The 13,971-nt window shown below is 70.7% G+C and carries 10 protein-coding genes and 1 pseudogene; 6 read left to right on the top strand and 5 right to left on the bottom strand.

Annotation, left to right across the window (positions count from 1 at the left end):
* Positions 1 to 267: 267 nt before the first annotated feature.
* A complete protein-coding gene (locus tag AB1460_RS24065; RefSeq protein ID WP_368964295.1) occupies positions 268 to 2,397 on the top strand; it encodes an MMPL family transporter in 2,130 nt (709 codons plus the stop codon).
* A gap of 51 nt (positions 2,398 to 2,448) precedes the next feature.
* Entirely contained in the window at positions 2,449 to 5,799 is a 3,351-nt protein-coding gene (locus AB1460_RS24060; RefSeq protein ID WP_368964293.1) for an ATP-binding protein, read from the top strand.
* A gap of 62 nt (positions 5,800 to 5,861) precedes the next feature.
* Here the strand turns inward: AB1460_RS24060 and AB1460_RS24055 are convergent, their stop codons facing one another.
* Positions 5,862 to 6,800: a LysR family transcriptional regulator gene (locus AB1460_RS24055; RefSeq protein ID WP_368964292.1), complete on the bottom strand. Its 939-nt coding sequence runs from the start codon at positions 6,798 to 6,800 to the stop codon at positions 5,862 to 5,864.
* A 120-nt stretch (positions 6,801 to 6,920) separates the two neighbouring features.
* On the opposite strand from AB1460_RS24055, the gene AB1460_RS24050 reads away from it, so the two are divergent.
* A complete protein-coding gene (locus AB1460_RS24050) occupies positions 6,921 to 8,186 on the top strand; it encodes an MFS transporter (RefSeq protein ID WP_368964291.1) in 1,266 nt (421 codons plus the stop codon).
* Between the two features lie 28 nt (positions 8,187 to 8,214).
* On the opposite strand, the pseudogene AB1460_RS24045 reads toward AB1460_RS24050, so the two are convergent.
* Positions 8,215 to 8,334: pseudogene (locus AB1460_RS24045) on the bottom strand (DUF2945 domain-containing protein); the annotation flags it as partial.
* A gap of 41 nt (positions 8,335 to 8,375) precedes the next feature.
* Between AB1460_RS24045 and AB1460_RS24040 the strand changes: the two are divergent.
* The 3 genes from AB1460_RS24040 (at position 8,376) to AB1460_RS24030 (ending at position 10,723) form a co-directional block, all read left to right on the top strand.
* The gene (locus tag AB1460_RS24040) at positions 8,376 to 8,804 is read left to right on the top strand and encodes a GNAT family N-acetyltransferase (protein WP_368964289.1); all 429 of its coding nucleotides are present in this window, start codon (positions 8,376 to 8,378) and stop codon (positions 8,802 to 8,804) included.
* Between the two features lie 90 nt (positions 8,805 to 8,894).
* Complete coding sequence (rfbC, locus tag AB1460_RS24035; RefSeq protein ID WP_368964287.1) at positions 8,895 to 9,443, top strand: dTDP-4-dehydrorhamnose 3,5-epimerase; 549 nt, start codon at positions 8,895 to 8,897, stop codon at positions 9,441 to 9,443.
* Positions 9,440 to 10,723, top strand: a complete 1,284-nt coding sequence (locus tag AB1460_RS24030; protein WP_368964286.1) for an NAD(P)H-dependent oxidoreductase — start codon at positions 9,440 to 9,442, stop codon at positions 10,721 to 10,723. The genes rfbC and AB1460_RS24030 overlap by 4 nt, the downstream gene beginning before the upstream one ends.
* Positions 10,724 to 10,847: 124 nt before the next feature.
* On the opposite strand, the gene AB1460_RS24025 is transcribed toward AB1460_RS24030, so the two are convergent.
* From AB1460_RS24025 to AB1460_RS24010, 3 genes are all read right to left on the bottom strand, one after another.
* Entirely contained in the window at positions 10,848 to 12,371 is a 1,524-nt protein-coding gene (locus AB1460_RS24025; RefSeq protein ID WP_368964285.1) for a diguanylate cyclase domain-containing protein, read from the bottom strand.
* A 438-nt stretch (positions 12,372 to 12,809) separates the two neighbouring features.
* A complete protein-coding gene (locus tag AB1460_RS24015; protein WP_368964284.1) occupies positions 12,810 to 13,325 on the bottom strand; it encodes an ATP-binding protein in 516 nt (171 codons plus the stop codon).
* Positions 13,326 to 13,635: 310 nt separating this feature from the next.
* The coding region (locus AB1460_RS24010) for a transposase (protein ID WP_368964282.1) at positions 13,636 to 13,971 on the bottom strand (336 nt) is incomplete at its 5' end.

The following is a 13,971-nucleotide window of genomic DNA, read 5'->3' as shown; positions in this document are numbered from 1 at the left end:
GGCTCTGGGCAGCCCGGACCCGGACCCGGACCCGGACCCGAAGCCCGAAGCCCTGTGGGCTGTCCGGAGCGACGGCGGATCCACAAAGTGTCCACTTGCCATCAAGAGAACCGATCTACCGTTCGTTCCTGCCATCACCGATGTCCGATCACCGGCACCGGCACCGGCACAGGCACCGGTGGAGCTGGAGCTGGCGCTGGTCCGCGCAAAGAGGTTTCCGACCCGTCCCGCGATCACGAGTCGCGCAGAATGCCCAGGAGGGCCGTGATGTTCGAGCGACTGGGGCGGGCGATGTTCCGCCACCGGTGGCAGGTCATCGGCCTGGCCATGGCCTTCGTCGCCTTCGGCGGTATCTGGGGTACGCAGGTCTTCGGCTCGCTGACCACGGGCGGGTTCGACGACCCGGACAGCGAGAGCGCCCGGGCACTCGACCGCGCCGAGGAGGCACTCGGCCGGACGGGCAACGACCTGGTCGTGCTCTACCGCAGCCCGGACGGGACGGTCGACGACCCGGCGTTCCGGCGGGCCGTGACCGAAACCCTGGACGCCCTCCCGAGGGACGTCGTGACCAGGGCGGTCACCTACTGGGGTACGAACAGCCCCGCCCTGGTCAGCGCGGACCGGCACTCCACCTACGCCGTCCTCACGATGGCCGGCGACGAACCCGAGCGCGTCGAGGCGCTGCAGGAGATCGACGACGACCTGGCCGCTCCGGGCCTCGACACGAAGCTCGGCGGCATCACGGCGGTCAGCCGTGACATCGGCGAGCGGGTGGCGTCGGACATCGCCCGCGCCGAGACGTTCTCCGTTCCGGTGCTGCTCGTCCTGCTGGTGGTCGTCTTCGGCGGTGTGGCCGCGGCGTGCCTGCCGCTCGTGCTTGGTGGCCTGGCCATCCTCGGCGCCTTCACCGCGCTGCGGGTGCTGAGCTACCTCACCGACGTCTCGGTCTTCTCGATCAACGTGGTGACGATCCTCGGGCTGGGCCTGGCGATCGACTACGGCCTGTTCATGACCGGGCGGTTCCGGGAGGAGATCGCCCGCGGGCTGGGCGTCGAGGACGCGATCGCCCGCACGATGGCGACCGCCGGCCACACCGTCGCGGTCTCCGGCGTCACCGTCGCGGTCTCGCTGTCCGCACTGCTGATCTTCCCGATGACCTTCCTGCGCTCGATGGGTTTCGGCGGCCTGTCCGCGGTCGTGATCGCCATGGTGGCAGCGCTGACCGTGCTGCCCGCCCTGCTCGGCATCCTGGGCCACCGGGTGGATGCGCTCTCCCTGCGCCGGTCGCGCCGCGCGCCACGACCCGCGGTTCCGACGACGGACGGGGCCGATCACGGCTTCTGGTACCGCCTCGCGCACAGCATCATGCGGCGACCGGTGATCTACGCGGTCGGGGTGCTCGCGGTCCTGCTGCTGGCCGGCTCGCCGTTCCTGCGCGTCGAGTTCGGCGGTGTCGATCCCAGAGTGCTTCCGGCGGGCACCGAGAGCCGGGTGGTCTCCGAGATCGTCGACCGGGACTTCGTCCGGAACAGCCAGCTGCCGGTCGAGGCGATCGTGACGACGTCCGGCGGGGCCGGTCTGGAGCGGTACGTCACCGCGGTCCGCGGCCTCGACCGGGTGACCGGCGCCGACGTCACCAGCCAGGCCGGCGACGTCGCCCGGGTCACCATCAGCCACGACGGCGACCCGATCTCGGCGCAGGCGCGGGAGCTGGTGACCCGGGTCCGGGACGTCCCGGCACCGCCCGGCGGCGAGGTGCTGGTGGGCGGCTTCACCGCGGAGCTGGCCGACCAGCTCGGCACCACCGCCGACCTGCTGCCCTGGATGGCGCTGATCATCGTCGGCGCGACGTTCGTCCTGCTGTTCCTCGCCTTCGGCTCGGTCGTGCTGCCGATCAAGGCGATCGTGATGAACGTGCTGTCGCTCGGCGCCTCCTTCGGCGCGCTGGTCCTGATCTTCCAGGACGGCCATCTCGCCGGCCTGCTGAACTTCACCCCCACCGGGACACTGGAGGCGACCCAGCCGATCCTCGTGCTCGCGATCGTGTTCGGGCTTTCGACGGACTACGAGGTGTTCCTGATGTCCCGGATTCGCGAGGTGTATGACCGGACGGGCGACAACGCCACGGCGGTCGCGGTCGGGCTGCAGCGCAGCGGCCGGATCATCACCAGCGCCGCGGTGCTCATCCTGGTCGTGATCGGCCTGTTCTCGATCTCCGGGATCACCTTCATCAAGCTGATCGGAGTGGCAATGATCATCGCCGTGCTGGTGGACGCGACGATCGTGCGGGCGCTGCTCGTTCCGGCCACGATGCGCCTGCTCGGGAACCTGAACTGGTGGGCCCCGGCGCCGATGCGGCGTTTCTACGCCCGCCACGGCCTGCGCGAGGAGACCTAGGCGCCAGGCCACCGGCAATCCGTCCTCATCACATCGGGAGTGGGAACAGGCGTGGCCGGGTCATCGCCTCCTGTCCGTGCCGGCAGCCACGAGCGGCAGCCCTCCGGCGGGCATCTGCGCCTCCAGATCCTCGGCCCGCTGCGGCTGTGGCGGGGCGGCGTCGAGCTGGATTCCGGGCCCCGGCAACAGGCCTACCTGCTCGCGCTGCTCCTCGCCCGCGCCGGCCGGCCGACAAGCACCCGCGAGCTGATCGACCTGATCTGGGACGACGGCGTCCCGGCCTCGGCGCGCAACATCCTCCAGAAGTACGTGGGCGCGCTGCGGCGGCTGCTGGAGCCGACGCTGCCTGCTCGCGGAACCGGCACGTACCTGCAGCGCCGCGGCAGCGGTTACCTGTTCGCGGCCGCTCCCGGCATGCTGGACGTCGTCACCTTCCGGGAGCTCGTCCAGGCGGCCGAGGCCTGCCTGACCCGGCAGCGCGTCGACGAGGCGCTCGACTGCTACGTACAGGCACTGGAGCTGTGGCACGGCCCGGTGGGTGACGGGCTGGCGCACGGGTCGACCACGATCTCGATCTTCGCCGCCCTGAACGACGAGTTCCTCGACGCGTGCGTGGCCGCGGCCGAGCTCGCGGTGCCGCGGGGCAGGCCCGAGCGTGTGCTCCCACCACTGCGTCTGGCCGCCTGGATGGCACCGCTCCATGAGGCGGTGCAGGCGAGCCTCGTCTTCACTCTTGCCGCCGCCGGCCAGCAGGCGGACGCGCTGTCGGTGTTCGGTACGGTCCGCGCCCGGCTCGCCGACGAGCTCGGCATCGATCCCGGACCCGCGCTGCGAGCCGCGCACCTGCGGGTGCTGGGCCAGCCCCCGGCATCCGCAGCGGGGCCGGCTGAGACGGCTGAGACGGCTGAGACGGCGACGATCGGTGCGGAGGAGGGCTCGCCGGCGGGGACGGCGGACGAGCTGCCCGTGCTCGCCGGCCGAGCCGGGGAGGAGGCGCCCTGCGCGCAGCCGCGCGCGTCTTCCCTCGGGACTCCCCCCACCTCCCTCGGGACTCCCCCCACCGACGGTCTGATCGGCCGAGCCGAGGAGCTCGCGGTTCTGCGCCGCGCGGTGAACTCCGCGTTTGCCGCCGGCACGGGGCTCATCCTCGTCGAGGGCGAACCGGGAGCGGGCAAGACCTGCCTGCTGGAGGAAGCCGGTACCGAAGCGGACCGGCGCGGCGCGCTGGTGGTGTGGGGCCGCTGCCTCGAGGGCGACGGGACGCCGTCCATGTGGCCGTGGGTGGAGGCGGTCGGCGCCGTCCTCGCCGGCCTGCCGGCCGCGACACGGCAGGAGTGGCACGCCGGCGAGCTCGGCCGGCTGGTGGAGCCGCGTGGCGGCGTTCTCGCCGGGCCGGTCCTGCCGGACAGCGGCGCCCAGTTCCGCCTGTTCGAAGGCGTGGTCGCGCTCGTCAGCCAGGTCTCGGCGCGGCGGCCGGTGGTACTCGTCGTCGACGACCTCCAGTGGGCCGACGCCGCCTCGCTACAGATGTTCGGCCACCTGGCGACCCGGCTGCCGGGGGGCACCGTGATCATCGGCGCGCTCCGCGACCGCGGGCCGGTGACCGGGTCGGAACTGGCGCGGATGCTCGCCACGGCGAGCCGGCTGCCCCGTCACCGCCGGATCCGGCTCGGTCCCCTCGATCCGGCCGAGGTCGCCGAGCTCGTCCGCCGCGAGACCGGTCAGGTCCCCGGCTTCGGCGTGGCGCACAGCATTCACGCCCGCACCGCGGGCAACCCCTTCTTCGTCCGGGAGCTGTCCCGCTTCCTCGCCGACGGCGGGGTTCTGACCGAGGACGCCGCGGCGCGAGCCGGTGTGCCGTCCACCGTGCGGGATGTCGTCCGCGACCGGATGGCCGGCCTCGACGACGACGCCCGGGGCCTGCTGCAGATCGCCGCGCTGATCGGCCGGGACGTCGACCTCGGCCTGCTCGCCGGCGCGGCCGACCTCGACGTCCGGGCCTGCATCGATCGCCTTGAGCCGCTGGAGGCGCTCGGCCTGCTCGAGCCCCGGCCCGGTGACCCGTTCTCGTTCCGCTTCGCGCACGACCTCGTCCGTGAGTCGGTCGTTCGGACGACGCCGCCGCCCCGCGCGACCCGGCTCCATCTGCGTGTCGCTGACGCGCTGGAGCGTTCCCACGCGGACGGCGAGTCCGTCGCCGAACGCCTCGCCCACCATCTGTGGGCCGCGGGCCCGCTCGCCGACCCGGCCCGCAGTGCGGGCGCGCTGGAACGCGCCGGGCGCCGCGCTGCGGGCAAGTCCGCGTTCGAGGCCGCCGCCCGGCAGCTGGAGGCGGCCGCGCAGGTCGCGCGGGCAGCGGGCCTGGCGGAGCTGGAGCTCTCCGCCCTGTCACAGCTCACCGCCGTCGTCGGCATGCGGTCCGGGTACGTCGGCTCGGCGGCCGACCTGCTGGAGCGCGCCGAGCAGGTGGCCCGCGGCCTCGGCCGGGATCGGGCGGCCGCCGACTTCCTCTTCTCCCGCTGGGCCGCGCACTCCCAGGGCATCCAGCTCGACAGCAGCGGCCGGCTGGCGCGCCGGCTGCTCGAGCTGGGCGAGGCGTCCGCCGACCCGGTGGTGCGCGCCTACGGCCGGCACGCCTGGGGCATCCACCAGTGGGATGTCGGCAACATCGGCGAGTCGTTCCGCTACCTGAACCAGTCGAACTCGACCATGCGCGACGGCCTCGCCCCGCGCGAGGAGGACCCGCTCCGGCACGATCTGCAGCTCCTCTCGCCCGTGATGCTCGCGCTGATGACCGCGCTGCACGGTGACGTGGACGGCGGGCGGGCACAGCTCGACATCCTGGAAGCCGCCGCGGGCGACGACTCCTACGAGGTCACGGTCTGGGCCGCCTTCGCGGTCACGGCAGCGGCGCTCGCCGACGACCCGGCCGGGGCGCTCCGCGCGGCGCAGCGCGGAATCGCGGCCGACCCGGAGCACACCTTCGTCTTCCTCGGCAGCTATCCGCGGCTGGCCCGGTGCTGGGCGCGGGCCGTGACCGGCGAGGACCCGGCCGGCTCGGCGGCAGCCGCCCAGGGAATCATCGCCGCGACCCTGCTCGACCCGCCCCGGTCGGGCCTGGCCACCTGGTACGGACTGCTCGCCGAGATGTGGCTGGCGGCCGGCATGCCCGCCGAGGCCGCCGCCGCCCTCGACCGGGCCGACTCGTCCCTCGACACCTACGGCCAGCGCTACCCCGAGGGCCTGATACTCCTGCTGCGGGCGCGGCTGATGGCGGCCCGCAGGGAACCGGCCGCGGCCGTTCGGGCCGCCGCCGAACGGGCCCGCGCGCTGTCGCTCGAGCGCGAGGCCCACCTGTTCGCCCACCGCGCCGAGAAGCTGCTGGCCGGGCTGGCGGACTGACCTGGCCCGGGCCCGCTCGGCATGCCGGGCCCGCGCAGCGTCCCGGGCCCCGGAAGCGCCACCTATCGGCGCAGGCCCCACTCGGGTACCCAGATGTCAGCGGCGGGCCGGCTGGCTCGCGTGGAGGCAAGATAATCGACAAGCATGCCGAGGACGGGATGGGCGTTGTCGCGGTGCCAGACCAGCGAGTGCGGGTAGACCGGGGTCGGGCTCCGGACGGGGATGCGGCGCAGGTCGTAGTGGTCGGGCCACAGGTACCTGGTGTGCTCGCCGGCGAGGTTCGCGAGCGTCGAGGACTCGGCGAGCACGTCGAGGAGGTGCTCGGTGCCGAAATGGGGGCCGACCCGCTCGACCGTCAGCCCGAACGCCTCGGCGAGGGCGTCGTAGTAGAGGTCCCATTCGCTTCCCCGGAGCATGCCCGGCATCCAGATCCGCTGCCCGACGAGGTCCCCGAGCGTCACCGAGCGGGCGCCGGCCAGCGGGTGGGCCGGCCCCACCAGCAGCTGGTGGGCGTCGTCAACAGCTGACATCGCCTCGACTCCCGGGGGCAGCGGCGAAGCCGGGGAGCCGACTGCTCGGAACGAGGCGTCGATGGTCCCCGCCTGGATCGCGGTGATGGCGGCCTGGGCGCTGTCGACGATGGTCACGAGGTCCAGCTCGACGTCGGGGTGGAGCCGGTGGAAGCCGCGCAGCACCGCGGACGGCGCGGTCCGGTAGCTGAGCACGTCGACACGCAGGGCACGGCGCCCCGGCCGCACCGAGTTCGCGGCCCGCTGTTCGACCCGCAGCAGCTCGCGCGCGTGCGGGAGGAACGCCTGGCCGTCGAGGGTGAGCCGAGCCCCGCCCGCGGTACGGGTGAACAGCCGCACGCCGAGATCGCTCTCCAGCGTGGCGAGACGTTTCGACACGGCCTGCTGGCTGATGCCGAGGTGGGTGGCGGCGAGCTGGAACTGCCCCTCCTCGGCGATGGCGACAAACGCCCGAACCGCTTCCAGATTCACGTCACAGTCATCCCGTACACAACCAGTGGTTGTCCATGGCCGCCAAGCAGTTGTTTGATAGTAGGAAACTACACCGATTCAATCGGGCGCGTGCACACCCGCTGGTTGACGAGACGCCCCTTGGGCCGGCGGTTCGGCTGGCTGTGGACGGCCTACGCGATCAGCGCCTACGGCTCCGGGTTCGGGTTCGGCGCGCTCCCGCTGATCGCCGTAGTGGTCCTGCGGGCCAGTCCGGCCCAGGTCTCGGCACTGTCCGCCGTGGGGCCTGCGGTGGGCGCCCTGATCGCGGTGCCGCTCGCGCCGTGGGTGGAGTTCCACCGCAAGCGGCCGGTGATGATCGCGATGGATCTGACCCGGTTCGCGGTCATGGCGACGATCCCGGTCGCCTATGCCTTCGGCCTGCTCGGTTTCTGCCAGCTGCTCGCCGTCTCGGCCGTGGTCGCGGCGACCAGGATCGCCTTCAACGCGGCGAGTGGCGCCTGCCTGAGAGACCTGGTCAGGCCGGATGACCTGCTCGTCGCGAACGCTCGGTTCGAGTCCACCACCTGGAGCTCCATCGCGGTCGGACCGCCCCTGGGCGGTGCGGCGATCGGCCTGTTCGGGCCGATCACCACGGTGTTCGCCGACGCGCTCAGCTACCTGTTCTCCGCGCTGGCCATCACCGCGATTCGCGGCCGCGAGGAACAGCCACCGCGCGAGGAACAGCCACGGAAAGCCGACAGGAACCGAGTCCGGGCCGGGGATCTCCTCGACGGCTGGCGGCACCTTCTTTCCCATCCCACCCTGCGGGCGCTCTACCTCAACAACATGCTCGTCACCGGGCTGATCATGGCCACCGAGCCGCTGCTGGCCGTGCTCCTCCTCCGCCAGCATGGCTTCCCACCCTGGCAGTACGGCCTCGCCTTCGCCGCGCCCTGTCTCGGCGGACTCGCCGGCTCCCGCCTGGCCCGGCGGGCTGTGGACCGCTACGGCCAGCACCAGGTCCTGCGGACCGCCGGCACGCTGCGCGCCGTCGGGCTGATCGGCCTGGTCCTCGTCCGCCCCGGTGTCACCGGCCTCCTGATCGTCATCACCGCCGAGCTGACAATCATCATCGGTATGAGCCTGTACAACCCGGTGCTCGCCACCTACCGGCTCGAGCACACCCCCGGGCCGCGCATCGCCCGTACCCTCGCGGCCTGGTCGATCGGCCAGCAGGCCTCCATCGCCGTCCTCACCGCACTCGGGGGGGTGCTCGCCGACATCACCAGCCCGCACACCGCTCTCACCGTCGCGGGGCTACTCATCCTCGCCAGCCCACTGCTGCTCCCGCGACGCGACAACCTCCCGCGGCACGACAACGCAGACCGGCCGAGCCGGAACCACATCGCAGCCCCACACCCGTAGTCCCGGCGCTGGCGGGCCGCGGGCCGGACTACTCCTTCCGCAGGGCACCCGGCTTGTGAACTGCCTCACCGCCGTTGTCGCTGCGGACCAGGTACTGCGGCTCGCCCTTCGACGCCCGCACCGTGCGTCCCGCGGCTTCGGTGTCGGTCCAGGCCCGAACGTACCGGCCGTGGGCTCGGGGAACAGTTCGTGCGTGCCGGCCTGGAGTTCGCCCGGGAGGTCTACGCCCCGCGTCGGGTCGTACTCGCCGTCGCCGCGTTCAACGTGCGCGCGATCCGCGTCTACCAGAGTGTCGGCTTCACCGAGACCGGCCGGCACGTGCGCACGTTCGAGCGTTACGGAGCCGAGGACTTCGTCGACATGGAGTCGACATGGAGAAGCGAGCCTGGCCGCCGAGGACGGAGCGCAGACACAGGATCCGCCGGCGGCACCAGGCTCACCGCGAAAGCCGGCTACGTGCGCTGGTCACCAGAACGATTACCTGCAGTGATGTCGACATGCTCGCGTGCACCGTCACTGGCCCCGCGCGACCGTACCGCGCCAAGGAAGGCGTCTCCGCCGCGGATGTCACGCTGGCGGACCATCCGGGTGGCCACCCTCCGCAGCACACGACAGTGAGGCGGAAGACCCGTCACATGGTTCTACTACGATGTCGAAGGTCACTCGCAGTATTGAGTTGAACCAATCGGATTGGACGAGCCTCCCGACATGCTGATCCACACCACCCCGCTCGCCGGCGCGGCGCTGGTCGATCTGAAGCTCCTCGACGATGATCGCGGCTTCTTCGCCCGTGCGTTCTGCCGGCAGGAGTTCGTCGACGCCGGGCTCGAACCGCTGGTCGAGCAGGCCAACATCTCGTTCAACCACAAGGCCGGGACCCTGCGCGGGTTCCACTACCAGCTGGAGCCGAACGCCGAGACGAAGTTCGTCCGCTGCTACCGCGGCGCGATCTACGACGTCATCGTCGACCTGCGGCCGGAGTCTCCCACGTACCTCCAGTGGTTCGGCGCCGAGCTCAACGAGGACAACCGCACCGCGATGTACGTCCCGCGGGACTTCGCGCACGCCTACCTCACCCTGACCGACAAGGCCGAGGTGCTGTACCAGGTCAGCACGCCGTACACCCCGGGCGCCGAGCGCGGCCTGCGCTGGGACGACCCGCAGCTCGCCGTCGAGTGGCCGATCGATCCGGTGGTCGTCTCGTCGAAGGACGCCGCCTGGCCGCTGCTCTCCGAGGTCTCGGTGGAAGCCCGATGATCATCATCGACACCGCGCTGGCCAGGCGCGAGGCACAGGGCCGCCCGATCCGGGTCGGAATGATCGGTGCCGGGTTCATGGGACGCGGCCTGGCCAACCAGATCGTCAACTCCACACCCGGGATGCGCCTGGTCGCGGTCGCCAACCGCACCCTCGCGAACGGCGAGCGCGCCTACGCCGAGGCCGGCGTCGAGCCGGTCCGGGTCGAGAGTGCCGCCGCACTGGACGCCGCGATCGCCGCCGGCACCCCGGCCGTGCTCGAGGACGCTTTCGAGCTGCTCAAGGCCGAGAACCTCGACTGCGTCGTGGACGTCACGGGCGCGGTCGAGTTCGGCGCCCGGGTGACCGTGGCCGCGATCGAGCGCGGCCTGCCGATCGTCACGATGAACGCCGAGCTCGACGGCACGGTCGGCCCGCTGCTGGCCCACCGCGCCCGCGAGGCCGGTGTCGTGCTCACCGGTGCCGACGGCGACCAGCCCGGCGTGCAGGGCAACCTGATGCGCTTCGTCATCGGACTGGGCGTCACCCCGCTCGTCGCCGGCAACATCAAGGGCCTGCAGGACGAGTACCGCACCCCGACCACGCAGAAGGCGTTCGCCGAGCGCTGGGGCCAGGACCCGTACATGGTCACCAGCTTCGCCGACGGCACGAAGATCTCGTTCGAGCAGGCGATCGTGGCCAACGCGTTCGGGCTCACCGTGCCGAAGCGGGGCATGAACGGCTGGGACCACGAGGGCCACGTCGACGAACTGACGGGCCGGTACGACGTCGACGAGCTGCGCGAGCTCGGCGGCATCGTCGACTACGTGGTGAAGTCGAAGCCCGGCCCCGGGGTGTTCGTGCTCGGCACCCACGACGACCCGAAGCAGCGTCACTACCTGGAGCTCTACAAGCTGGGCACGGGCCCGCTGTACAGCTTCTACACGCCTTACCACCTGTGCCACTTCGAGGTGCCGAACACGGTCGCCCGAGCGGTCGACTTCGCCGACGCGGCGCTCGCCCCGCCGGCCGGCCCGCGGGTGGACGTGGTCGCCACCGCCAAGCAGGACCTGAAGGCCGGGCACACGCTTGACGGGCTCGGCGGCTACGACAGCTACGGGGTGGCCGAGTCATCGGCCGCCACCCGGGCCGGCGCCCTGCTGCCGATGGGTGTCGCCGAGGGCTGCGTCCTCACACGGGACGTCGCCAAGGACGACGTGCTCACGTACGCGGACGTGACGCTTCCACCCGGACGGCTGATCGACACGCTCCGCGAGGAGCAGGAGAAGCTCTTCACCTGACAGCAGTCACCGTCCATCGGCCGGGCCGGCCGATTCGAACATGGCAACTCTGGTGACCTGACAGGACTCGCACCCACCCGGCACGTCCGGAGTCATCTCCGACGACGGCATCCGACGGAACTCATCAGCTCTTCATGGACTCCTCGTACAGGAGATAGCGCCCCCGCCCCTGCCGCTTGGCGGCATACATCGCGATATCGGACGCGTTGAGCAGCTCCTCGGGGTCGAGGAGTCCCGGGCCGGACAGAGCGACGCCGACACTGGCGGCGATCGTGGGCCTGCCGCCGGACCCGGCCAGCGTGAGCACGTCGACCACCTGGCTGGCAATCGTCTCGACCGCACCTGTCGTCTCGATTTCCTCACAGAGCACCGCGAACTCGTCACCGGCGAACCGTGCCACGACATCGGCGGGCCGGACGGTTCGTCGCAGGCGGCTCGCGACCTCGCAGAGAAGATCGTCACCCGCGCGGTGGCCCAGTGTGTCGTTCACTGCCTTGAAGCCATCGAGATCGATGAACAGCACGGCCACCCGACTGTTTCCCCGCTGGGATCGGAGAAGCGCCTTCCCGAGATTCCGCAGAAACGAGATCCGGTTCGGCAGCCCGGTGAGAGCATCTCGCAGAGAACTGCGCCGCGCGGAGGCCGCACGGGTACGCTCGGCCTCACGTGCACGTGTCAGCATCAGACCAGACGAGATCTGACCGGCGATCGTTTCGACAAAATCCCGGTATTCCTGATCCAGGGCAAGGAGGTCGCTGGCCCCGACGATGAGGATACCGACAGGGGCGGCACTCGTACGGTTCCTCAACGCCACCACCACCGCGGTCGCCGGCGCGGGAGAACCCCCGGCCAGCAGGACGGATTCCCATCCCGGAAGCCCCGAGACAACCCGACCGCCTGCCAGCGGCGTCTCATTGACCACCTCAGGCAGGACGTCACTCCTGTCGAACACGGCGAGAGCGCGCCGGGTCGCCTGCCGCCCGCCCAGTCCTGATGTCGTGACCAACTGCGGTGTCGTCAGGGACGGATATCTGCCCCAGAGCAGCACAATGCTGTACGGGATATCCTCCGGATGGTTTCCCAGCACCGAGGGAGCACGGATGCAGACGGACCGCTGCGTCCGCAGCCGCGTCAGGGCGGCGGCGAGTTCCCGCTGACAGGCGAGACGTCTGGAACGAACAACCTCCTGAGTCGTCTCCTGATAGGTCGACAGGACTCCCTCGATACGCCCACCGTCGGCCATTTCCCTGAGGGGACTGAACGAAAAGGTGAAGTACGCCTCCTCCAGGTAGCCGTGCCGGTGGACCAGGAGGCGCTTGTTCATCAACCACGTCGCGCCGCCCCCGGACATCACCCGGGCGGACAGGGGGCGCAACTCGTCCCAGACCTCCGGCCAGACCAGCCGCAGCGGCATTCCCATGGCAGCCGGATGCTTGTCACCAAGATGGGGTATACACGGGTCGTTGTAAAGATAGACGAGTTCCGATCCCCACATGACAATCATCGGGAACCGGGACTCCAGGCAGATGCAGACCGCCGTCCGCAGACTCGGGCTCCAGTCCCGAGGCGGATTCAGGGTGGTGGAGGACCAGTCCCTGGCAGCCAGCACCCGGCCGGCCTCGCCGCACGCCGTGAACAGCGTCCTCATGTTCAGGCCACGCCCACGCCCCACTGCCCGAGACGAGACGGGCCGAACCATGTTCCCGGCGCCGCGAACACTCATGAGCCGCGGTACCGCCGTGCGAGTCCGAGATCGAGCCGTCGCTCACCGACCCCCATCCGCCATCGCCTGACACCCTCCGGCCGCATGACATGTCACCTGGACCAAGGTCCAGCCCCTGTCCTGGCGGCACGGCGAACGCCCGTCGTCTGCAATACCGCCACAGGTGTTCCCCGGCACCAGACCAAGGAACCGATCAGGACGCCTGTCACCTTTCGCGCACTGGGCCCGCCTGCCCGGGTGTTCACCGATCCCGGTGACGTCGTGGTCACCGACGGGCCGACCTGCGTGACCGCGATCAACACGTGTGTGGCGTGCCAGGCGCGGATCGTGCACGTTCCGATGGACGGCGATGGCCTGCGGTCCTCATCCCCTGACTGCCCCTGCGATCTGCTGGGCGGCCTGGGCGGGCGTGAGGTGCGTGGTGTCGACGACCTCGGCGGCGCCGTGCAACCAGGTGCGGGCTGCCTCGGCGTAGGGCTCAAGGTGGCTGAGACGGAACGGGGAGACAGCATGCTCGCCCAGGATGCGCCCGCGGATGATGTCCTGGTCGGCATGGAGGACGAAGTGCCGAACCGGGATGTCATGGTGCGCGAGGCCCGTGCTGATCTCGCGCCAGTACTGCTCGACCAGGACCGTCATCGGCATCACCAGGACACCGCCGGTGTAGTCGAGCACGCGCCGGGCGGTCTCGACGACGAGCGGGCGCCACGGCGGCCAGTGCTGGAAGTTGTCCGTCGCGGGCAGTCCCGGCGAGATGTCCATGAGCGTCTCGCCCACCTTCTCGGCGTCGAACACCCGTGAGTCCGGAATCAGCCGCTGCACCAGGGCGCTGGTCGTCGTCTTGCCCACGCCGTGGGTGCCGTTGAGCCATACGATCACGGCGCCGGATGCTACCGCCGCAGGCCACCCCGTCCTGCCGGCTCCACCCGGACAACTCATTCACTGAGCGACCACGGCGTTACCAGACGTCAACCCAGCTGCCCGCCGTATGGGCCATGACCGTGTCACCACCCCAGACCCACGCCGGCCGGACGGGGGATCGGGGGGCGTCCCCCCGAAAAACATCGCGGCCCGCCGCGAAGCTGACAACAGTCAGCGAACACGGCGGGCCAGCTCGTGGAGCTGAGGGGATGGACCTTGAACCCTGATCTCGCCCGCTACTGATGATTAACACGTTAAGTTATGTTGATCAGATTTCCCCCCAGGGGAGTCCGGTTTCGGCCAGGAACCCGATGAGGAGGCCGGGCCGGTACTGCATGCGTTTCAGGCCGTGCTTGACAGCCTGAAATACCTCATCGATACCACGAGCGGCCAGGTGGACCAGGGTCGTACGTTTCAGATACGACCAGACACCCTCGACCGGGTTCAGTTCAGGGGCGTAGGCGGGGAGCCAGACGACACTCACCCAGCCGGCGTGCGCGGCCAGGAACACGGCCATCTCGGCCTGGAGATGGATGTTCAACCGGTCCCACACCACCACCAGCCGACCCCCGGGAAGCTGCGCGTGCGCGGCCAGGAGAAGATC

Source organism: Parafrankia sp. FMc2, from assembly GCF_041008525.1.
Classification (GTDB): domain Bacteria; phylum Actinomycetota; class Actinomycetes; order Frankiales; family Frankiaceae; genus Parafrankia.
This window is presented reverse-complemented; position numbering and strand designations above follow the sequence as displayed.

Coding starts and splice junctions, on each gene's coding strand:
- AB1460_RS24025 (WP_368964285.1), bottom strand. CDS start 12,371: ATGAGGACGCTGTTCACGGCGTGCGGCGAGGCCGGCCGGGTGCTGGCT.
- rfbC (WP_368964287.1), top strand. CDS start 8,895: ATGCTGATCCACACCACCCCGCTCGCCGGCGCGGCGCTGGTCGATCTG.
- AB1460_RS24065 (WP_368964295.1), top strand. CDS start 268: ATGTTCGAGCGACTGGGGCGGGCGATGTTCCGCCACCGGTGGCAGGTC.
- AB1460_RS24030 (WP_368964286.1), top strand. CDS start 9,440: ATGATCATCATCGACACCGCGCTGGCCAGGCGCGAGGCACAGGGCCGC.